The organism is Blautia fusiformis (assembly GCF_020686995.1).
In the GTDB taxonomy this organism is placed as follows: Bacteria; Bacillota; Clostridia; order Lachnospirales; family Lachnospiraceae; genus Blautia_A; species Blautia_A fusiformis.
The window spans coordinates 108,052-128,881 of sequence record NZ_JAJEPT010000001.1 but is presented as its reverse complement, the minus strand read 5'-3'; the positions used below and the strand labels follow the sequence as shown (position 1 = coordinate 128,881).

Genomic DNA, 20,830 nt, shown 5'->3' with positions numbered 1-20,830 from the left:
TTATTTCACCATCTGTGTTAACTGCAGGTTCACTTTCTCTTTCATCTCTTTGTATTTCTCAAGTTTCTCCTTCTCTGCCTCTACCTTGGCTGCTGGTGCCTTGTTCACAAAATTCGGATTGTTCAGCATTCCCTCGCAGCGTGCGATCTCTTTTGTAAGACGCTCCTGCTCTTTTGTGAGACGTTCGATCTCTTTTTCACGGTCGATCAGATCCTCCAGCGGCAGATAAACCACACCGTCTGCCACAACGATGGATACCGCATCCTCACCGATTCCGTTCTTATCCTGCTGTACGTGGATCTCTTTTGCAAACGCAAGGTTTGTAAAGGATTTCTTGCAGGACTCAAAACGTGCACAGCACTCTGCATCCTTGCCTACGATGTAGATATTGGTCTTTCTGTTCTGCGGTACGTTCATCTCGTTTCTGGTGTTACGGATTCCACGTACAACCTCCTGGAAGCTTGAAACTGCTTTCTCAGCATCTGCAAAATCCATCTCGTCTCTGTATACCGGCCAGTCGGAGATCATGATGGACTCTTCCTCCGGAAGCAGTGTGCAGTAGATCTCTTCTGTGATAAACGGCATGAACGGATGAAGAAGCTTCAGTCCCTGTGTCAGCGCAGTGCGGAGTGTCCACAGTGCATCGTTTGCTGCTGCCGGGTTTTCCTCTGCCTTCCACAGTCTTACCTTTGCCATCTCGATATACCAGTCACAGAGCTCATCCCACAGGAAATCATAGACCTTCTGTACGGCAATTCCAAGCTCATATTTATCCATATTCTCAGTAACATCACGGATCACTGTGTTCAGTCTGGAAAGGATCCATTTATCCTCGTTGCACAGTGCGTTCAGGTCTTCCGGCGCTGTTACTGTCTTGCCCTCCAGGTTCATCATAATGAAACGGGAAGCATTCCAGATCTTATTTGCAAAGTTACGGCTGGATTCTACACGCTCCCAGTAGAAACGCATATCATTTCCAGGTGCATTACCTGTCATCAGTGTCAGACGAAGGGCATCTGCGCCGTATTTGTCGATAACCTCCAGCGGATCGATACCGTTTCCAAGAGACTTACTCATCTTACGTCCCTGTGAGTCACGTACCAGACCGTGGATCAGTACATGGTGGAACGGTGTCTCACCGGTCTGCTCCAGTGCGGAGAATACCATACGGATAACCCAGAAGAAGATGATATCATATCCGGTTACCAGAACATCTGTAGGATAGAAATACTCAAGCTCCGGTGTCTTATCCGGCCATCCAAGTGTGGAGAACGGCCACAGTGCGGAACTGAACCAGGTATCCAGAGTGTCTTCATCCTGATGCATATGTGTGCATCCGCATTTCGGGCATTTCTCCGGCATCTCTCTTCCAACCACCATCTCACCGCACTCATCGCAGTAATAAGCCGGAATCCTGTGTCCCCACCAAAGCTGACGGGAAATACACCAGTCACGGATATTCTCCAGCCAGTGCAGGTAAGTCTTGTCAAAACGTGCCGGAACAAACTGAAGGTTTCCGTCGTCCAGAGTTTTGATAGCAGCTTTTGCCATTTCGTCCATTTTTACAAACCACTGTGGTTTGATCATCGGCTCTACCGTTGTACCGCAGCGGTCATGGGTACCAACACTGTGGCTGTGCGGAACAACCTTTACAAGAAGTCCCTGCTCCTTCAGGTCCTCTACCATGGCCTTACGTGCCTCGTAACGGTCCATACCTGCATATTTTCCGCCAAGACTGTTGATGGTGGCATCATCATTTAAGATGTTGATCTCCTCAAGGTTATGACGGCGTCCAACCTCAAAGTCGTTGGGGTCGTGTGCCGGTGTGATCTTAACGCAGCCTGTTCCGAATTCCTTGTCAACATACTCATCGGCAATAACCGGGATCTCTCTGTCTGTAAGAGGAAGCTTCAGCATCTTTCCTACAAGGTCTTTATATCTTTCATCCTCCGGGTTTACAGCAACTGCTGTATCGCCGAGAAGTGTCTCCGGACGAGTGGTCGCGATCTCAACAAAACGTCCTTCCTCACCTACGATGGGATAATTGATGTGCCAGAAAAATCCGTCCTGGTCCTCATGTACAACCTCTGCATCAGAAATAGAGGTCTGGCATACCGGACACCAGTTGATGATCCTGGAGCCTTTGTAGATATAGCCTTTCTCATAAAGGCGGATAAATACTTCCTGAACAGCCTTGGAGCAGCCCTCATCCATGGTAAAGCGCTCACGCTCCCAGTCTGCAGATGCTCCCAGCTTTTTCAGCTGATTGATGATCTTTCCGCCGTACTCCTCTTTCCATGCCCAGGCATGTTTCATAAATTCGTCACGGCCGATCTCGTTCTTGTCAATCCCTTCCTTACGAAGCTTCTCTGTTACCTTAACCTCTGTAGCGATGGCTGCATGGTCAGTTCCCGGCTGCCAGAGAGCCTCATAGCCCTGCATTCTTTTGAAACGGATCAGGATATCCTGCATGGTCTCATCCAGTGCATGTCCCATATGCAGCTGTCCGGTTACATTGGGCGGCGGCATTACAATTGTAAAAGGTTTTTTGTCCGGATTAACTTTTGCATGGAAGTATCCGTTATCCATCCATTTTTTGTACAGACGATCCTCAATACCCTTGGGATCATAAGTCTTTGCAAGTTCTTTACTCATGTTTTCCTCCTGAATCTTTCTGATTATAGGAACCTTAAAATGCTCCTGTTCTCTGCAAGAAAAAACACGCCCTCCACACAAAAGCCAATAACTAATGTGCGAAGGGCGATCATTCTCGCGGTACCACCTTCATTATCCGGAAAAAACATCTGTTATTCCCGTCTATCTCTTGTCCCTTAACGCGGGGTACGTGAAAACCTACACAGCAGCATCTGCATCTGTTCTGCATTTCTGCTTTCAGTTTCCCGGCTCCTAAGCTACCTTCTGCAGTCCTCCATCTGAAAATGCCTTTCAGCCTGCGCTTCTCTTGCGTCTGTGCATTTCTCTCTGTCAGCGTAGATCTGCATACTCCTCTTATTCAACGCCTTTGCCATGTTCCTACTATAATGAAATTTTCTTTTTTTGTCAAGACAGAGGCCTTATTTCAAAAGTAAAAATCAAAATAAAACAGAATATCTCCACCGGTTATTTTTTCCAATGGAGATATTTTTTTATCTATCTTTCTTTTATTGTTTTGTACTCCTTCTCAATGCCTGCGATCAGTGTTTTCATTGTATATTCCAGAATTTCATTTCCGAATGCTTCCGATGATTCTCGGACCGGATGACGTCCTGCAATACCGATCAGATTACTCTCATCTTCTTTTACCTGTCCAAAGTCAACCAGTTCCGGCCGAACAGCCATTACAATAGAGGTCTCATTTGCTCCGGCATGATCATTCTGATATTTCAGTCTCTCATCATCCGCATAGGTCCATGCTGTCATAATGCACAGTCCGTATTTTTCTTCTGCCTCTTCCTTCATTTCCTGAAATGCATTTGTTGACGGACCGTGTCCATGTCCCACAACGATGCGGACTCCTGCTCTGGAAAGCTGTGCAAAAATACTGCGCAGCAGATCCTGAAACAGTCCCTTTTCCATCCAGTAAGCACTGCCCTTCATCTGCTGGGCACAATAGATATTCAGTGCGCCCTCTGTATTGATATCCATTCCATAAAATACAGTTCCCCGATCATCAAATAAACGGTCAGGTCCCATGAACAGCATCGGAAGCACTACACCACCGACCTTTTCTGCCACCCGGACAAACAGTTCTTTTGACTGGATCCCGTCAGCTCCAAGAGGCATATGCGGACCATGCCATTCCAGTGTGCCAAGTGGCAGATAGGCAACCGGCATCTCCTTTATCCTCTGTACACATTCTTCCGGAAGTAATTCCTCGTATAATACTTTTTTCATGCTCGTCTCCTCCTCATATAATCAAGTGTTTTTTATTGAAAATTCAAGTTTTTTCAACCTTTATATCTCAGTGAACAAGCCAAAGCTATAAGCATTTCGATATATCAAGTACTGAAATAGTGGTTAGAAGGTATACGAAATAAAACGTCATTGATTTCCGCTTTACTGGCCTTGTGTATACCCATCCCTCTATGGCAGCTAACCTCCTATATCCACCAGGATCATCTCTGTCTCCAGAGGTCCTAACTTGTCGGGTAGAAACACCTATTACTAAGTATATCCCCCACAGATCCGTACGTGCCCAATTCAGGCATACGGCTCTTCACGACACTTATGCCTCAGATTATCCATATAGGCTCACATAAATACGTGGTCTTACTATAGGATGCTCCTTCAAAAACTGATTGAATCCATCCCATGTATAACTTTTCCTCTGACTATGCCTATTCATCCAAAAATAAAGAATCTGAATAACTCTCTTACGGAAGTTATCCATCATTTGATAGTTATCACTTATTCCATAATAATGTTAATACCCGATTAAAATCTGATTTACTTTTGCAAGAATATATTTCTTCTTTTCAAATCTCATGTGTCAGCTATGCTCCTTAACGGGGTCATATGCCCCATGGTGACTATTTCTGCCGACTACTGGCTCATTCTTTGTATTGTTGATTACTGACTTGCTTCCTGTACCAGCACTGTGATCAGTGGACGTTATCTGTTACATTCTGCTTGATTCAGTGGCTGCCCAGATGACAGCCTCTACTATAGTTACTTTTTTCTTACGCTACTTGCAGATAAGCTGCCGGTCTCCTGATATCACTGACCAGCTTTTGGGGGTCATAAGCCACACCTTTTGTCAGCATCGCATAAAAGTCACGTATCAGCTTGGCCGCAACCGCCATAAGTGACTGCATCTTCTTTAATGGATTCAGTTTTCTGGTTGTGTAATAATTATGGAGTTCTCTGAACTCCGGATTCTTCGCTACAAGCGACATTGCAACCTCAAAGAGCAGGTATCTGAGTCTCTTTCGGCCCCGTCTGCTTATTGTTGTCTCGCCCTTGTGCTTTCCTGAACTATTTTCAACCAATGCCAATCCTGCAAGCTTCTGCAGTTCCTTCGGATTGCTGAAGCGGCTAATATCACCTACTTCTGCAAGGAACCCTGACACTGTCCTGATTCCCACACCTTTGATCCCTAACAGCTTTTCAGCCATCGGAATCTGTTTTACCAGTTCTTCAATTAGAACCATAACTTCCTGCAGACGTGTATTTCTGGATTCATAGTCCTCCAGAAGCATTCGGATCTCCATTCTTGCAGATACTGCTCCTTCTTTGCTTCCAACGCTGTGCTCTGCAGCTTCTATCAGAGTCTTCGCCCTCGCTTAGCGGTATCTTCCTTGACGGTATCTTCTTTAGCGGTGTCTCCTCCAGAATTGCCAGCATTTCCGGCTGTTCCGCATCCTACAAGAGTCAGCAGTGACATTGATGCCGCAATACCGGCGGCAATTAATTTTTCGCTTTCATATTTTTCCTCCTATTTTTCATAATGACCAGGAATTCCCACACTGTCACGGATCTGCAGCAGATATTCATTTTCCTTTTCATCACATGGTCTCTCGGCTCCATCCTGTAGATACAGCATGCCGTTTATGATACTTTTTGCCTGATATTCTACCGGCTGACTGATCGTAGACAGTGAAGGCGTTATGCGTTCCGCAAACGGAATACCGTCAAACGAAACTACAGATACGTCCTCCGGAATTCTGTAACCATGCTTCATGATCCAGGACATTACCTCTATCGCAACTTCATCGCTGTAACAAAACAATGCCGTTGGCAGCTTTTGAGGTACAAATATCTTCTCTATCACAGAAATCAGACTGCTTTTTTCATAGTCTCCATGGATCTGACCGATCAGGGATTCTTCTTGATCCAGCTGCATCTGCCTTACAGCTCTTAAAAATCCCCGTTTCCTTGCAATAAGGAAGCTGTCGTCCATTTCGTCAATGCAAAAGATGCCCCCTATCCTTCTGTGGCCAAGCTGGGCAAGATAGCATATGGTCTCATAGACAGAGCTTTCATTTTTTTCCATGATATTCAAACGCATTTCCGGTGACTGCATATGACAGACTTTAATCCTAAAATTTTCTTTTATATACGCTTCCTCTTCCCGTGAGAGCAGAAAAAGGCTAAAGCAGACTTCGATTCCTCTGATCTCCAGTTCTCTTAATGCTTCCAGTTTTTCCTCAAATCCTGAATTGCAATAACGGATAATACAGCCATATCCCATCTTACATGCAAACTCATTCAGATACCGAAACAACAGAAGCTGATACTGATTAATGTAGTTTGTCATTATAAAGCCGAACAGTTTTGACTTCTTACCAGCCAGATACTGTGCGTGAACGCTGGGATTATAATTGTACTTTCTGATGGTATCTACCACTCTTTTCTGCAGCTTCTCGCTGACTGGTTTGGAACGGTTGATAACACGGGAAACTGTAGCGATCGAACACCCGCTTTTTTTCGCGATAAATTTAATATCTATATTTGCCATATTTAAAATTCCTCCGGAAGAATTCTATGGTTACATTTTATAGGAAAACGTTTACATTTCAATTGTGAAATACTTACAAAATTAGCTTCAGGCAGATCATGGTCATCCCAGTCTTTCAGGATATTCATTACAAAACTGCCTGCATACAGGGAAATATGTAAAATTCCTGTATGCAGGCAGTCTTATCATTTCATTATTTTATTCCACGCTCTTCAGTGACTCTACCATATTGATCTTTTTCAGCTTAAAATGCATCACCATATTTACAAACATGGAGAATCCGAAGGTAATGAGCCCACTGTAGACAAAGCTTATTGGCTTGATATTTCTTCCGAACATCACCGCATCTACCTCAACGGTTGTGATCACATACCGGTGGAGGAAGATTCCGAACACTGCGCCTGCCAGAATCCCTATGAAGGACAGCAGGATATTTTCCCGGAATACATACTGGGAAACTTCGCCATCATAAAATCCCAGGACCTTCAATGTTGCAAGCTCTCTCTGACGCTCTGTGATATTGATGTTGTTCAGATTATACAGTACCACAAATGCCAGCATTCCGGCAGAAATAATCAGGACCCAGATCACCGCTCCGAGGGATCCCAGCATTCGCTCTACCTGACCTGCTGTGCTGCTTGTATAGCTGATACTTAAAGCTGCCGGATATTTCAGGATTGCATTTCCAAGAGTTTCCAGATCACTCTCTGCATCCTCTTTCATAGTATATACTGTACTTGAATATTCCGGTTTCTCTCCGAATGTTTTTTCATAACAGGGTGGGGTCATGTAAACGTAATGTCCCATATAGTTCTCCGTGACAGCAGTGATCTTTACTTTATATTTTCTGTTGTCTTTCTCCAGGGTAATCTCGTCTCCTGTTTTCACACCGATAAGAGAAGCCGTTTTTTCACAGATCACCGCTCCATCATCGGTAAGCTCATACTGCTCGTGGGACTTTCTGTCACGTAATGTTACATCCTCTTTAAAATTTTCCGTATTTTCCGGAACATACACATAGATACTGACACTTCCCTTTTCTTTTGGTGCCGTCATCTTGGTGAGCTGCACACGGGTATAGTGATCGATCTCGCTGTTTCCGTCCAGGAATTTCAGAAGATCCTTTTCCTGGCTGTCTGTGGCATCCTCATCATTGATCACCATGGCATCATAGTGCTGGATCTGGTCATATTGGAGAATTGCAATATCCATAATGGAATCATAAAGTCCGAATCCTACAAGCATCAGTCCCATGCTTCCTGCAATTCCGAAAATGGTCATAAAAAGACGCTTTTTATAACGGAAAAGATTTCGCATGGATGATTTCCAGGAAAAGCTCAGATGCTTCCAGATAAAGCTAATCCGTTCAATAAGGATCCGTTTTCCTTCTTTCGGTGCAGGCGGACGCATCAGAGATGCCGGTGTTTCTGCCAGGGTCTTTGCGCAGGAAAACAGTGTAGCGCCCATAGTACAGATCACCGCTGCCCCGGAAGCGATCAGTGCATATTGTAACTCATAATCCAGCTGCATGTGATCGCCAATATTCCAGTACATGATTCCATACGCCTGGATAATGATAAACGGAAGAACCTTTTCTCCGAAAAGTACTCCTGCGATACTTCCACCTACTGTAGCCAGAAATGCGTAGCTGAGATACTTGGATGCAATGGATGCTTTTCCGTATCCCAGCGCTTTCATGGTTCCGATCTGGGTTCGCTGTTCCTCCACCATTCGTGTCATCGTGGTAAGACTGATCAGAGCCGCTACAAGGAAGAATATCATCGGGAAAACCTTTCCGATGTTTTTCAGTCGCTCTGCGTTATCACCAAAATCCGAATATTCTGGAAGGTCATTGCGGTCCGTGACGATCCACTCCGGTGTTTCAATATCATCCACCTCTTTCTGGGCATCCTCGATCTTCTGCTGGGCTTCCGCAATTTTGTCATCGGCTTCTTTTTTGCCGTCCTGATATTCTTTCTTTCCATCGGAAAGCTTCTTTTTGGCGTCCTCCAGGTCTTTTTTGGCGTCTTTTAATTTCTGTTCATTTTCCCGGATCTCTTTTTCACCATCCAGGAGCTTCTGTTCATTTGCATCCAGTTCTGCCTGACTGCTGGTAAGCTTTTCTGTGTTGGCCTGGATCTCTGCCTGACCGGCATTTAACTGGGCCTGTTTTTCCTCCAGCTGCTGCCGCCCTGAGCTGAGCTGGGCTCTGGCCGAATCCAGCTGACTCTGGCCATCATCCAGAGTTGCCTGGTTTACCGCAATTTCTTCTTTTGCCGCGGAAAGCTCTGCTTTCTTTGTTTCCAGTTCTTTTTTCCCTTTATCCAGTTCTTCCTGGCCTTCGTTCAGCTGTGCCTCTGTCCTGGAAAGTGTCTCTTCCTGTTCTTTGATCTGGCTGAAGCCCTCATTGATCTGACCTAGGCTGCTCTCCAGTTCAGCTCTTGTCTGGGCCAGCTCTGATTTTTTTGCAGTAAGCTCTGCCTGCGCCCCGTCGATCTGGGCCTGACCGGCATTTATCTGTTCTTCCATTGCACTGATCTGACCATTTAAAGTCTGGATCTGCGTGGAAAGCTCCGCCAGCTCTTCCTCGGTTTTTCCTGCTTCCACACCGGCGTCATACTGCGCCTGCAGCTCCGCCGCCTGACTGCTTAATGCCTCTTTCTGGCTGGTCAATTCATCCAGCTGTGCCTGCTGCCCGGAAAGGGCTTCTTCACTGGAACTGATCTGGGATTCGCCCTCGGAAACCTGTACAAGTCCTGCCTCACACTGTTCTTTCTGACCGGTGAGAGCAGTCTTTGTTTCTTTGATCGTATTCTTTCCCGTTTCCAACTGTTCTCTTCCACTGTCAAGCTCAGCCTGTTTGCTTTCCAGTGTTTTTTCCGCTTCCCGGAGCTGGACCTCACCGTCACTTACCTGCTGTTTTGCGGCATTCAGCTGTTCATATCCGGCAGTCAGCTCTGCCTGCTTCTCATTTATCTGTGCTTCGGAGTCGGCAAGCTGGGATCTGGCAGTATTTAACTGGGACAGACCGTCTTCCACCTGCTGTTTTGCGCTGTTAAGCTGAGACCATCCATCTTCAATCTGCTTTCTTCCGTCAGCAAGCTGCTGTTTTCCATCGGTCAGCTCCTTTTTTGCATCACTGAGCTGCTGTTTTCCATCTTCGTACTCTTTTTTTCCATCCTCATACTTCTTCTGCCCATCATCCAGCTTTTTCTTCGCGTCGCCAAGTTTTTCCTCTGATTCCTTCTTTCCGTCCTCAAGCTCTTTTCTGGCATCATCCAGTTTTTCATTGGCTTCTGCGACGATCTCATCGTAGCGCAGGCTGCACTGTTCTTTTTCGATGCCTTCCACACGCTTCTGTATTTTCCTGATAAGATTGTCGTAAGCATCGGTATAGCTGATCACATCCCCGGATTCATGGACCATAATATAGATCTGGGTAAAAGCTTCCTGTTCAAAATCCTCAGGAAGAATGTATCCGAAGCCGCTGACCTCACCGGATCCAAGAGTCGTATTTCCTCTGTTAAATGAAATATAAAGAGGGCTGCTTCCGATTCCCACAACTGTATAGGTTGTTTTTTTCAGAAGCTCACTGTCTCCATCCTCACTGACAGATATGGTATCCCCGATTTTATACCCCCGATTCTTTGCAAATGGCTTGTCCAGAAAAATCTCGCCGCTTTTTTCCGGTATCCTTCCTTCATCTGCTGTAAGTAGATTAAAATTGCTGCTGATAGATTCCAGATGAAGAACCTTCCTGGCATCGTCCTCTCCACTCATAACATCCGTAGAGTAGCTGCCCTCAGCCAGTTCCACATCGTCAATATCCGATACCGCTTTTACATCACGCTGAGTCAGTCCCAGGGTTCCCTGGATCTTCAGATCCATCAGCTTTGCTGCTTCATAATAAGCATCTCCGGAATATCTCATATCCGGAGAAGACGCCTGGATCCCGGAAAAAAATGCAACACCCAGTGCCACGATCAGAAAGATCGAGATAAAACGTGCTTTACTTTTCCGGATCTCCATCCAGAAATCTTTGTGTAATGCCTTCATTCCGTCACCTACCATTCAATCTCTTCCACTGGTGTGGGATGTGCATTTTCAGTCATCCTGGAAACCTTGCCGTTTTTGATCTTGATCACACGGTCGGCCATAGGTGTCAATGCAGAGTTATGAGTAATGACAATAACCGTCATGCCCCGTTCCCTGCAGGTATCCTGAAGGAGCTTCAGGATTGCCTTGCCGGTCTGATAATCCAACGCTCCTGTAGGTTCATCACAGAGCAGAAGCTTTGGATTCTTCGCCAGCGCTCTGGCTATGGAAACTCTCTGCTGCTCACCGCCGGATAACTGTGCCGGAAAATTGGTCAGTCTCTCCCTCAGCCCTACTTCCTCCAGAACTGTCCTAGCATCCAGAGGATCCTTACAGATCTGAAGAGCAAGCTCCACATTCTCCAATGCAGTCAGATTTGGCACCAGATTATAAAACTGGAATACAAATCCAATATCCTCCCGTCGGTATCCGGTCAGCTGCCGGTCTGTATATTTTGCAATATTTTTTCCATCGATCCAGACATTGCCGGATGTGGCCTTATCCATTCCGCCCAGGATATTCAGCACCGTTGTCTTTCCGGCACCGCTTGGTCCTACCACAACCACAAATTCTCCTTTTTTTATCCGGAAGCTGATCTCATCCACAGCTATGATCTTCACTTCTTTTGAGCCATAGATTTTGGATACATTCTCCAGCTTCACATATTCTTCCGTATGCTCCATTTCCACCCCTCCTCTTTACTCTCTATATGATTTCAGGGGGCTTTTATCTGCCCCCTTTTAATTCTCTCACTCACGTATCACAGCTGTAGAAAAATGTTTTCGGCTGTGATCGAATATTATTAATAACTATATTTATAAGTATATCGGTTCTTAATTCAAAATGCAATTTCTACTTATATTTTACAAAGATTTTTCATTCCTGCGCATTTGTATTTTACATTTCTTTTCTATAATACAGACAGATAAAGGAAATCAATATTATGGCTGACTGTTGCTGACAACAGCAGAAGTATAATTCCAGCAAAACAGGAGGAATGGATTATGTATAAAGTACTGTGGAATCACTTAGATCAAAATTTAAAAAAGGCCCCTGCGCCAGCTGTTTTTCTTGCACTTTTGACAGCTGGATGGAGTGTAGCCGGAATTCTTGCAGGATTACTTGTTTGTCTGGAACTTCAGACAGAACTGATGGTGAAGCTGACTGTGATCTTATGTGCCGGTGGATACGCCGGACTGATTCCCGGTTTCTTCGGTGGGATCTTTTATCTTTACCGAATGGATCTTCGGAAACCTTCTGCGGGTCCTGTAGCTGATCTGGCAGCTGAAGCGGAAAAAACTTCTGCCGATCCTGCTTCATTGATCTATTTTCACAATAATTGACAAAAAAGCAGAACTCTGCCTGGTTGTGCAGGGTTCTGCTTTTTTTATTGAATATGTGTATTAAGTTTGATTACTTTCTTATGGAATCCGCAAGCTTTTTTGCTTCTGCTGTCAGTTCTCTTATTTTGTCAAATTCTCCTGCCTTCACAAGATCTCCTTTTACCATCCAGCTTCCGCCGCAGCAGAGGATTTTCTCACAGGAAAGATAGTCCTCAAGGTTTTTCGCATTGATCCCGCCGGTAGGCATAAAACGGATTCCTGTATAAGGAGCTGCCATTGCAGAGCATGACGCTTTGCGTGCTCAGGATGCCATGTACCTTCACCTGTTTTATAATCGTAAACGAATCCTGCTTACGGAAAAAAATTCCTGATGCTGTCCGATCTTCCAGAAGTCTGTCTTCACGGTCTTCAGCAAGTACATTTTTATAGGAAAAATAAGCCCTGGAAATTCATCTTTCCAGGGCTTTCTAAGAGGTGCCACCCGGATTTGAACCGGGGATAGAGGTGTTGCAGACCCCGGAAAAAAACCTCGGAACCCTCTAAAACTCTAAGGTTTTCCAAACTGTCCACCTTATATCCACCCTAATTTTCATGTTGCTTTCATGCCATATCAGGTATTTTACTGTGCCAAATCTATGCCACTTAGCACCCCTATGGGCATATTATATACATTTTAGTATCTTTCGTCTACAATTATTTTACTACAACTACAATATTATATGGAGGTTTATCGTGAATTATCAATTAGAATTAAAACAAATTGTGGATTTTCCACGCTGCCGGATTTACCGGGAATTTATACAAACCCTTATGAAAGACAGAAGCATCCGTACCAACGGAGGTTCCTGTCTTTTTTATTTTCTCATTTTATGTTCTTATGCAAATTACAGCTCCTCTTATCGGAACATCGAACACCTTACTTACAAAGTTGTTCCTGGCGAATGGATCTGTTCTCTTAAAGAACTCCAGATTCACTTCCGCCAAAAATTCCAGCACCAGGTCATATCCATATTGGATACCCTGGTTGAGCAAAACCTTTTAACCTACTCACTGCACGAAAAAAATAAGATTATCCAATACAAGATCAAAGACTGGCCAAAAGATAATACTGCCCTTTCCTATAATTACCCATGCAAAAAAGACATCGGGTTTTTCTTTTTTCCAATCGCAGATGTTCATAAACTAATCGGACTGGGAAAATGTTCAGAAATGGATGCTCTTTTGGATCTTTGGATTCATGCAGTCTATAATGATCCATCTGTGCAAGGCTCTGATGCCGGTCCAGTAGTATATTTTCGCAATCAGACTGGAAATCCCTTGTTCAGTTATCAGGAACTTGCCAGACGTTGGAAACAGTCGAAATCTTCTGTATCCCGTCTGCTTAAAAAACTTGAAGATACCGACATGATCACACTGATTTCCTATTCCGGGAAACATGGTAGCATGGTATATCTGCGTAATTATCTGTCCGTTATGTTTAATATCAGTGATGTCATGATTGATAAGGAGGAAATTGCCATGAAAATGCAACTGCCAATACATATAACCGAAGATACCTTGCCTGACAAAAACAATTCTGAATGCGTTTCAGAATCTATTACTGACGAACAAATCATCGTTTCACAGGAAGGCTCCTGCGTTCCAGAATCACACATCAAAGTCATTGTTCGCAAAGTCGCTGAAATACTGGAAATACAAGGCATTTCTTGTTGTAGATGCCCCAAAACAAAGTATATATTATCTCCTTTATCAGCCTGCAAGGATAGTATATATCTATATTCACTACGTATTATCTGCCCCTGGGGGAAAGCAGCCTATCAGTTTGAATTAAAACTAAAACCGGAAAATCACGCCGTCACCAACGTCCCAGGGCATACTCCGCCTCTGCAGCATACCTTACCTGCCTTCGCTGAAATCCCAGAAGTTCTGTTGAAAGGAGGGGTTGTATAATGGCAAAGAAAAATCACCACCCTGTTTCTGCTGAAGTAGAAAATAATCCGTTGTACCATGATACCTATAAGCTGCTCCGTTGTTACCGGGATTCTACTTATAGCCTGATGGTTGCTGTCCGGCAGGTGGAAATTCAATTCCAACTGGAATACAACACCAGTGTAGACGAATTTCTAGATTCCATCTATGCTGCAGGAGCAGATCTGGGAGACAGCCAGATTGAAGAATGGGCAAAAAGCATTGCCCGCAGTAACAAAATGATAAAGCTGCTTCTCTCTTCTGTGGATCTGCTCCGGAAAAATCATAAGCATGGGGAAGAATATTACTGGATATTATATTACGCCTTTCTGTCTCCCCATGAACTGAAAAATACAGAGGAAATCCTGGAAGAGTTGGAAAAGCACGTTCCCAGTATCTCCTACCGGACGTACTACCGAAGGAGGCAGGCTGCTATTAACGCTCTTAGCAGCATACTATGGGGATTTTCTGCAAAGGGGACACTGGAAACTTTAAATAAGTTTTTCCCAAAATAAAATCGACATTTTCCATATAGGCACTCATAATTGAAAAAAACAAAGGAGGGTGCCTATTATGGATCAATTATCAAATTTTATATCCGAATATCTCAAAACATGTGAAACCATAAAAAAGTTAAATTCCAAAACCATTAAAGCATACCGTATAGATTTATCACAATTTCTTACCCTTTGAATCTGAATAATGTTTGTCTCTTTTATTTTATTAAAAAAGTGCATATCCTGAAACTGAATATGCACTCCAAATAGCATTATATATTTATTTTCTTTTGCACAAAAAAGCACGATATTTTCTAAAACTCTATCTGTGTGTCAAAGTAAAAGCTTCTTCCACTTCCTAATCTTTGTCCGAAATGTTCCAAAAGGGGCTACTGTATTTACATGAATAAACTTATAAACTTCCCATACTGCTGTTTTGGTAGCTTCATCTGCCCACTTTCTTTTATGTGGTAAAAATAGCTCCTCTTCCGTCATAGAATCAATCATTGTAAAAATTTTCTGTATATTATCATCCAGCATGCCCATTAGTTCTTTTAGAGATAAATGGGCATAGGTATCGGTAAACCACTGATACAATTCCCCCAATTGATTCCACTTAAAACCATCCGATGGTGTTTTCACTGGAAGTCCAGCCTGTTCATCATTTTCCCATTTCAATACTAATGCGGTCCACCCAACCTGATATGCAAGATTTTCTGCAGGTGTTCGATCTACCTCCATACATTGTTTGTCCTTCAAGGATTCCGGGATATCCTTAAACTCTGCAATATATTTGTCGTAAGCCCTCTTGATTTCTGCCTTTAGTTCCTCTTTATTTTCATACGTCTTCATCGTTTACCTCGCAGTCTTCCGTCTTTACTCCTTGTTCCACACTCCAAAATTGATTATCCCCTGCGAATTTCAATAAGCTGAAGTACATCCGCAAACATTTCTCCTTGATCTTCTAAATCAATCATAAGCCATTTTTGTCCATTTCCCCATCTTGTTTTTTCATAAAGTTCTCTTAATTCTGGGGCACAGTCGCATAAAATATTCTCAACTGCTTCTTTTACTTTTGAACCAATCACAACCAGCACTGTGAAATACCCTTCTCTTGGATATATCGTACACAGGCTTTTCCCAGACTTTTTAAATTTTACATTCCAACCACGTTCTAAACTACAACGGCTAAATTCTATTTTTTCATGGCACCTGTACTTCTTTTTAATCTCGGAACAAAATTTCATAAATACTGGATTTCTAATATATGCCGCAAAATCCTCTAAGATCGGAATTTCCTCTTGATTCTGCATATCAATCATGACCATTCTCCTTTGCTCTTTATAGAAACTGGAATTTTTTGTTGAAACACTTAAACAAATGAAGCATAAATAACATAAATTTCTGCAATCAAAACAATTCCGAGAACGCCATCTATCATCAAATTATACTGTATATCTGTCAAAAATGTTTTTGAATGTGTCAGGAAATATTTAATGTTTTCTTTTCCAGTCAAAAGTGTAATTATGATTAACAAAATAGGAAATAAAAAAATCTCTACCTTATTTCCAAAATCATCTGCTATCCCATTTGCAAAATGAACAGGAATAATCTGAGGTAAGAAAAACACGCTTACTATTGCTAATAAAACACCAATACTGCAAATTCCCCATGTTAATTTTCTGCTTCCTACAAGTTTCATAAAAATGCCTTCTTTCTGCAAAATTTAATTTTATATTTTTTCTCTTGGCTATCCCTATTTCTCCACAAATCTAATAATATGGACTTCAGTATATCATATCATTTATATCGCATCAACATCCAATCTTGTGAGGTACATTTGAAATAATTCCGGCTAAATACTCCTTGCTGTCTTGCCCCTTCTACTCTGTATCGGATTTCTCTTGATCTGCGTCTTCTCTTTTATTCCTCCTTTTCGTTAACCTGTTTTTCACTTCAACCAACCCTACAAAGGCAACAACCACTGTAGCCATCCCCATTCCTATCCCTGAAGCAATATCATTGATGATATTTTGAGCAGGAGATAACGCCCCTACCAGTAAAACGCCATATACCATCGCAAATAGTAGAGCAGAAAGAATGTCTTTGACCTTACGTTCACGAAATGTCTTCTTATACTTTTCCTCCCATTCTTCTTTCATACTTTGCAATTCTACTTTCCCTTTTTTCCCATCCTCTAATAATAATGTAAAAGGTACATAAGCTCCGATCAAAACGCTAATTGTTATATTTGGAATTTCTAAAGCCATTTTCGAAGCATCACGACTTGCAATAATAAATCCCGATATGCAGGCTCCCACATACGCCATAAAAATATAGCGTTTTTTTTCACTTATCCCCAAATCATTTTTTTTAAAACATAAAGAAAACAGATAGTCCATAGCCCAAATCAAAAGAAGTAATAGCACCGCACATATCACAGCATTAAAATCAGCCTTTATGAGTAACGAAAAGCATATATAGGCATACGATGATAGGAGCATAAGAAAAACATAAACAAGTTGCTGTATCGGCTTCTTTATTCTGTTTACAAATTCAAAAACCCAATATTTCTCTCTATAAATACAATAAATAAAGCCTGCCGTAAGTATCATACTGATAATATAAGATATTATTAAAACTCTCTCCATGTATTTCTCCTTTGTAAAATCTGTTTGATATAACCTATTTCTTATTTAGATAGATTCGTTAACTATGGAGGGACAAAACATTGCAGCTAAATATATTTTCTACCCTATATATCTCAAGGAATATGAAAAATCATATTCCCCAATTATTCTACCATCCAACACACCTACCACTTAGGTCGTAACTGTGCATTGGTAATTTCATCAATGATTCTTCACCATGTTCTGAGAACACAACCACTGCTCCTCTTAGTGAAAATTCAACTAAAATTTCCTCTATAGTATGATTCCAAACATTTTCAAACATTTCATGCAAAATAATAATGTCTGCTTCTTGAAGAAATGCCACTAATATTTCTAAGCAGTATCTCTTAGATATATCCAATCTGCTAACCATTTCGTCTTTACAATCGGACAACTTCCCCATTCCCAGAAAGCCTTCAATCACATAATCTTTGTTTATAATTGAACCTACATTTCTCTCTATATACCGAGATACTGTAACATTATCCTCTGGCTTCATGTTTTTCAGTTCAACTTCTTTTATGCTTTTTGTTGTTCCATAGCATTTTATAATGTCTGTTATCTTACGCTCTTGTTTACTACTACAATTATAAAATCCAACTATGTCTCTCGAACTTATGCGGAACAACCCATCTTCTTCATCATTTTTACTAAACTTCATTTCTATCATATATTCCCTCAACTCCTATAAGCAATGGTAATTTGGGCATCTTATATTTTAACAAAGCATAAGCGATTCCTGATAAACCAGTCATAAAACCTGGATTGTATAATTCTGTTGGTAATATATTTTCCTCATTAAGGAATTCCAAAATCTGTTCAAATCGAGAATCACAAATGCTTCTTACCTGCTTATCATCAAAAATTTCTGCATATCTTTTTAAAATCAATAAATTTCCCATGTTTCCATGGCATAGGCAGAAACCTGCATGTAACCCGTCTTCAATTAATTTATTTTTAGCAAGGCTTATATCTTTAATAGCTTGCTGAAGCAATGCAGTTTCTCCTAAATTCTTGATGGCATTATATAAGGTTAATCTGGATAACAGAATACCCGCAGCTCCATGGCACCACGCTATTGGTTGACTCTTATGCTGATCAACCTCTGAAAACTTTCTTAAATCAATCCAATTATTATCCTTTTCTGAGTATAAAGAATTTTCATATTCTACTAAACTTGAAAGGATATCTAAATATTTTGTTTGTGGATATACCTCATATAATCTTGAAAATAGTTCTATAAAACCACTGTTTCCATGTGCAAATCCCGCCAATACTTCAGGAACCACCTCTGATTTCCAACCAACTTTTCCATTTTCAGTAATCATATTCTCTATCAATTGTTCTGCTATTTGTATAGCTTTTTGTAGATAAATAGGCTTTTTTGTTTTTCTATACATATTAATCAGAACCAAAACTATTCCCGAATTTCCCGAAATCATATCGAACAAACGATCTTCTAAGATAAGTGTTTCCATACAATTTAGCCACTTATCGAAATATTCCTTATACTTGATATCATCATATATTTCATATAAAATACCCAACGTATATAAAATCGAACCTTCGCCGCTAAAGATTCCTGTATTAAAGTCTTCGATATTCTGTTCCCCTTCACTTATAGTATCAATATACCTCAACAAACGATTATCTAAAACCTCACAAATCTTATGATATTTTCTGTCATGGTATATCCATTCATATAAATGGAATACCAAATTAATCCCAACCGTACCATCATATAATGTATTCGGTAATGCCTGGATCATCCACTGATTTTCTTTTATACCAAATAATTTTACGCCAATCCAATTAACGTCTGCTCCATCTTCGCTATAAATCGCATTTGTTCCTATTTTATCTAGCAGCTCTTTTGCCAATTCTTCTGCCGTTTTGGCCATATTACTATAAAGATCTAGTTTTAACCTTTTATTCTTTATTTTCCTTGTTCCTGCATTCTCCATATTAAAAGTAATTTTAATATATTGCGTCTGTTGTTCTAAATTCTTATAGGACAAATTCTGTATATTTTCCTCAATTTGCTGCAAAGCTGGCTTACTAAAGAAATCCTTTACTTCTCTGCCATCCCAAGTATAAATGTTTTTTTTACTTCCACGAAAATAAAAATACGGTATATCACCACTTAATAAATCTTCAATTTCATACTCAATAAGAGATCTACTCCTTTGATTTTGAAGATTTCCATTTGCCAATGAATAAAAAAATAAATTTCGTGCTCCTCCATCCACTAATAATTCAGGATGATATGAACTACTCAACACAATTGCATACTGTTGTGTATTTCTAATCAGATATCTCACCTCTAATTCACCATATTGTTGTATGATTCTTAATAGTGTTTCTGTATTTTCCATTGCACCTAAGTATGCACTTTCAAATCCCTGGATAATTTTATCTGCAAATTCGGAGGGTTGAATAAACCTTCCTTTTAGCATTGCCAAATTGTGATTTCCTTTCGATACTGGATAATCATAGACAACCCTCATGTTAACCGACTTCGGATTGATAATAAAGGGGATTTTTATCGGGAATTTTTGTCCTTCTTCTCCACTAATGGCACTCATATTGATTCCTGTATCTCCTGCGTTATTCCATGAATAAAAGGGGAGTATTCCTGAATACAACACCGATTTTCTTAAAAGACTAGCCACTTTTTCTGCTGCACTTTTCCCATTATTCTCTTCTATATTTCCTATAAATGTTTCCGCATCAATAATAACTGGATATTCATTGCATGCAATGAGATTTTCAAAATGAATATCTCCTCCTTCCAAAAGATAATTTATAAACAAAATAATCCCTATTCTTTGATAATATCTTGAAAGTTCTTCTATAGACTTACAATCTCTTTGTATTACAATTTCGCACCAACCATACATTTCTTTATCAAGTATAGAATACTCATAACTTCCCAAATTACATATTCTATAGAAATAATTTGTAATCTCTTGTAGCTTAATCTCATTTTGCAAACTTCGTGGTTTATATAAAATTTTATCTCCCGATACAAATTCCACACAAAATACTCTTCTCCCTTTTTTATGCGAATCAGAAAAATCTGTCGAAAGATGGTTTACGACAAATCCTTTTTCAGTGATATTAAATTTTTTCATTAAAACATCTGCATCTTTCTCAATGCGCTCTATCACTTCTTTGTAAATATCTATCGCATTTTGTATAATTTCATTTATCCTTCTTTCTAACACTGGATAAAGCGAAAATAAATCATTCAAATATTGTTTATCCTTTAAAAAATGGTCGATATAATATTGATACTGTTCAGATTCATTTCCCCTTAACACGCCTTCTTGTCCACATATATGCATTTCATAAATTAAAGTTCGGATACAAAGATTATTAAGCGAATTAAACAAAAATTGCTGAAAATCAAATAGAATCGATTCATTGATATATCGTCTTTGTATAACTATTTCTCTAAGCTGTCTATTTGCCTCTTGCACAAAAGGATCATAAAATGCTCCGAAAACCATTTTCTCACCCTCATGCCTAAACGCCTTTTTGTTCAAAGACAATTTCACAAAATTTCGTGGTTGACTCTTCTCGTGGCTACTAAAAGCACAATTATTTATAAAACCAAAAAAATACTCAAGGTGGTTTTTCTTTACATATTGTAATCCTTCCTCCTTCAGTATTTTCTTCCAATACTCTAAAGACTCCATATTTATTTCAGACGGAATAGCATCATACACTCTTTCAGATAAATAACTAGATTTTTTCATGTTATCTCCCTTTCTCTTAATCCAGGCCCTAGTTCTA

General features: G+C 40.9%; 14 protein-coding genes and 2 pseudogenes. 3 read left to right on the top strand and 13 right to left on the bottom strand.

Annotated features, from left to right (window positions below):
* The 6 genes and pseudogenes from LKD46_RS00640 to LKD46_RS00615 all read right to left on the bottom strand — a co-directional run bounded on the left by LKD46_RS00640 (position 1) and on the right by LKD46_RS00615 (position 11,235).
* Positions 1 to 2,655 carry a valine--tRNA ligase gene (locus LKD46_RS00640; RefSeq protein WP_118752599.1) on the bottom strand — a complete coding sequence of 885 codons (2,655 nt, stop codon included), beginning with the start codon at positions 2,653 to 2,655 and terminating at the stop codon, positions 1 to 3.
* Positions 2,656 to 3,150: 495 nt separating this feature from the next.
* Positions 3,151 to 3,894: a creatininase family protein gene (locus LKD46_RS00635; RefSeq protein WP_110103653.1), complete on the bottom strand. Its 744-nt coding sequence runs from the start codon at positions 3,892 to 3,894 to the stop codon at positions 3,151 to 3,153.
* A gap of 785 nt (positions 3,895 to 4,679) precedes the next feature.
* Positions 4,680 to 5,111 (bottom strand): annotated as a pseudogene (locus LKD46_RS00630) (transposase); the annotation flags it as partial.
* Positions 5,112 to 5,434: 323 nt separating this feature from the next.
* The gene (locus LKD46_RS00625; protein WP_110103654.1) at positions 5,435 to 6,457 is read right to left on the bottom strand and encodes a LacI family DNA-binding transcriptional regulator; all 1,023 of its coding nucleotides are present in this window, start codon (positions 6,455 to 6,457) and stop codon (positions 5,435 to 5,437) included.
* Positions 6,458 to 6,655: 198 nt separating this feature from the next.
* Positions 6,656 to 10,528 (bottom strand): FtsX-like permease family protein, encoded by a 3,873-nt coding sequence (locus tag LKD46_RS00620; RefSeq protein WP_227573665.1) that lies wholly within the window; start codon positions 10,526 to 10,528, stop codon positions 6,656 to 6,658.
* The gene (locus LKD46_RS00615) at positions 10,522 to 11,235 is read right to left on the bottom strand and encodes an ABC transporter ATP-binding protein (RefSeq protein ID WP_021977039.1); all 714 of its coding nucleotides are present in this window, start codon (positions 11,233 to 11,235) and stop codon (positions 10,522 to 10,524) included. The genes LKD46_RS00620 and LKD46_RS00615 overlap by 7 nt, the downstream gene beginning before the upstream one ends.
* 321 nt (positions 11,236 to 11,556) lie before the next feature.
* Here LKD46_RS00615 and LKD46_RS00610 point away from each other — a divergent pair, with 321 nt between their 5' ends.
* Positions 11,557 to 11,895 (top strand): hypothetical protein, encoded by a 339-nt coding sequence (locus LKD46_RS00610; protein ID WP_110103656.1) that lies wholly within the window; start codon positions 11,557 to 11,559, stop codon positions 11,893 to 11,895.
* 70 nt (positions 11,896 to 11,965) lie between these two features.
* Here LKD46_RS00610 and LKD46_RS00605 read toward each other — a convergent pair.
* Positions 11,966 to 12,175, bottom strand: a pseudogene (locus LKD46_RS00605) (bifunctional 4-hydroxy-2-oxoglutarate aldolase/2-dehydro-3-deoxy-phosphogluconate aldolase); the annotation flags it as partial.
* Between the two features lie 452 nt (positions 12,176 to 12,627).
* On the opposite strand from LKD46_RS00605, the gene LKD46_RS00600 reads away from it, so the two are divergent.
* Together LKD46_RS00600 and LKD46_RS00595 are read left to right on the top strand one after the other, a co-directional pair.
* Positions 12,628 to 13,845: a MarR family transcriptional regulator gene (locus LKD46_RS00600; RefSeq protein ID WP_055154206.1), complete on the top strand. Its 1,218-nt coding sequence runs from the start codon at positions 12,628 to 12,630 to the stop codon at positions 13,843 to 13,845.
* Positions 13,845 to 14,378: a hypothetical protein gene (locus LKD46_RS00595; RefSeq protein WP_015526878.1), complete on the top strand. Its 534-nt coding sequence runs from the start codon at positions 13,845 to 13,847 to the stop codon at positions 14,376 to 14,378. Before LKD46_RS00600 ends, LKD46_RS00595 begins: the two co-directional genes overlap by 1 nt.
* Positions 14,379 to 14,693: 315 nt before the next feature.
* Here LKD46_RS00595 and LKD46_RS00590 read toward each other — a convergent pair whose 3' ends face one another.
* From LKD46_RS00590 to LKD46_RS00565, 6 genes are all read right to left on the bottom strand, one after another.
* Positions 14,694 to 15,212: a ClbS/DfsB family four-helix bundle protein gene (locus tag LKD46_RS00590; protein WP_054338129.1), complete on the bottom strand. Its 519-nt coding sequence runs from the start codon at positions 15,210 to 15,212 to the stop codon at positions 14,694 to 14,696.
* A gap of 53 nt (positions 15,213 to 15,265) precedes the next feature.
* A complete protein-coding gene (locus tag LKD46_RS00585) occupies positions 15,266 to 15,682 on the bottom strand; it encodes a DUF3788 domain-containing protein (protein WP_054338130.1) in 417 nt (138 codons plus the stop codon).
* Between the two features lie 50 nt (positions 15,683 to 15,732).
* Entirely contained in the window at positions 15,733 to 16,062 is a 330-nt protein-coding gene (locus LKD46_RS00580; protein WP_054338147.1) for a DUF1648 domain-containing protein, read from the bottom strand.
* Between the two features lie 181 nt (positions 16,063 to 16,243).
* A complete protein-coding gene (locus tag LKD46_RS00575; protein WP_114002467.1) occupies positions 16,244 to 17,011 on the bottom strand; it encodes a hypothetical protein in 768 nt (255 codons plus the stop codon).
* A gap of 148 nt (positions 17,012 to 17,159) precedes the next feature.
* Positions 17,160 to 17,702, bottom strand: coding sequence for a hypothetical protein (locus tag LKD46_RS00570; RefSeq protein WP_054338131.1), 543 nt, complete (start codon positions 17,700 to 17,702; stop codon positions 17,160 to 17,162).
* Positions 17,683 to 20,793 carry a type 2 lanthipeptide synthetase LanM family protein gene (locus tag LKD46_RS00565; protein WP_117843977.1) on the bottom strand — a complete coding sequence of 1,037 codons (3,111 nt, stop codon included), beginning with the start codon at positions 20,791 to 20,793 and terminating at the stop codon, positions 17,683 to 17,685. Before LKD46_RS00565 ends, LKD46_RS00570 begins: the two co-directional genes overlap by 20 nt.
* Positions 20,794 to 20,830: the final 37 nt, after the last annotated feature.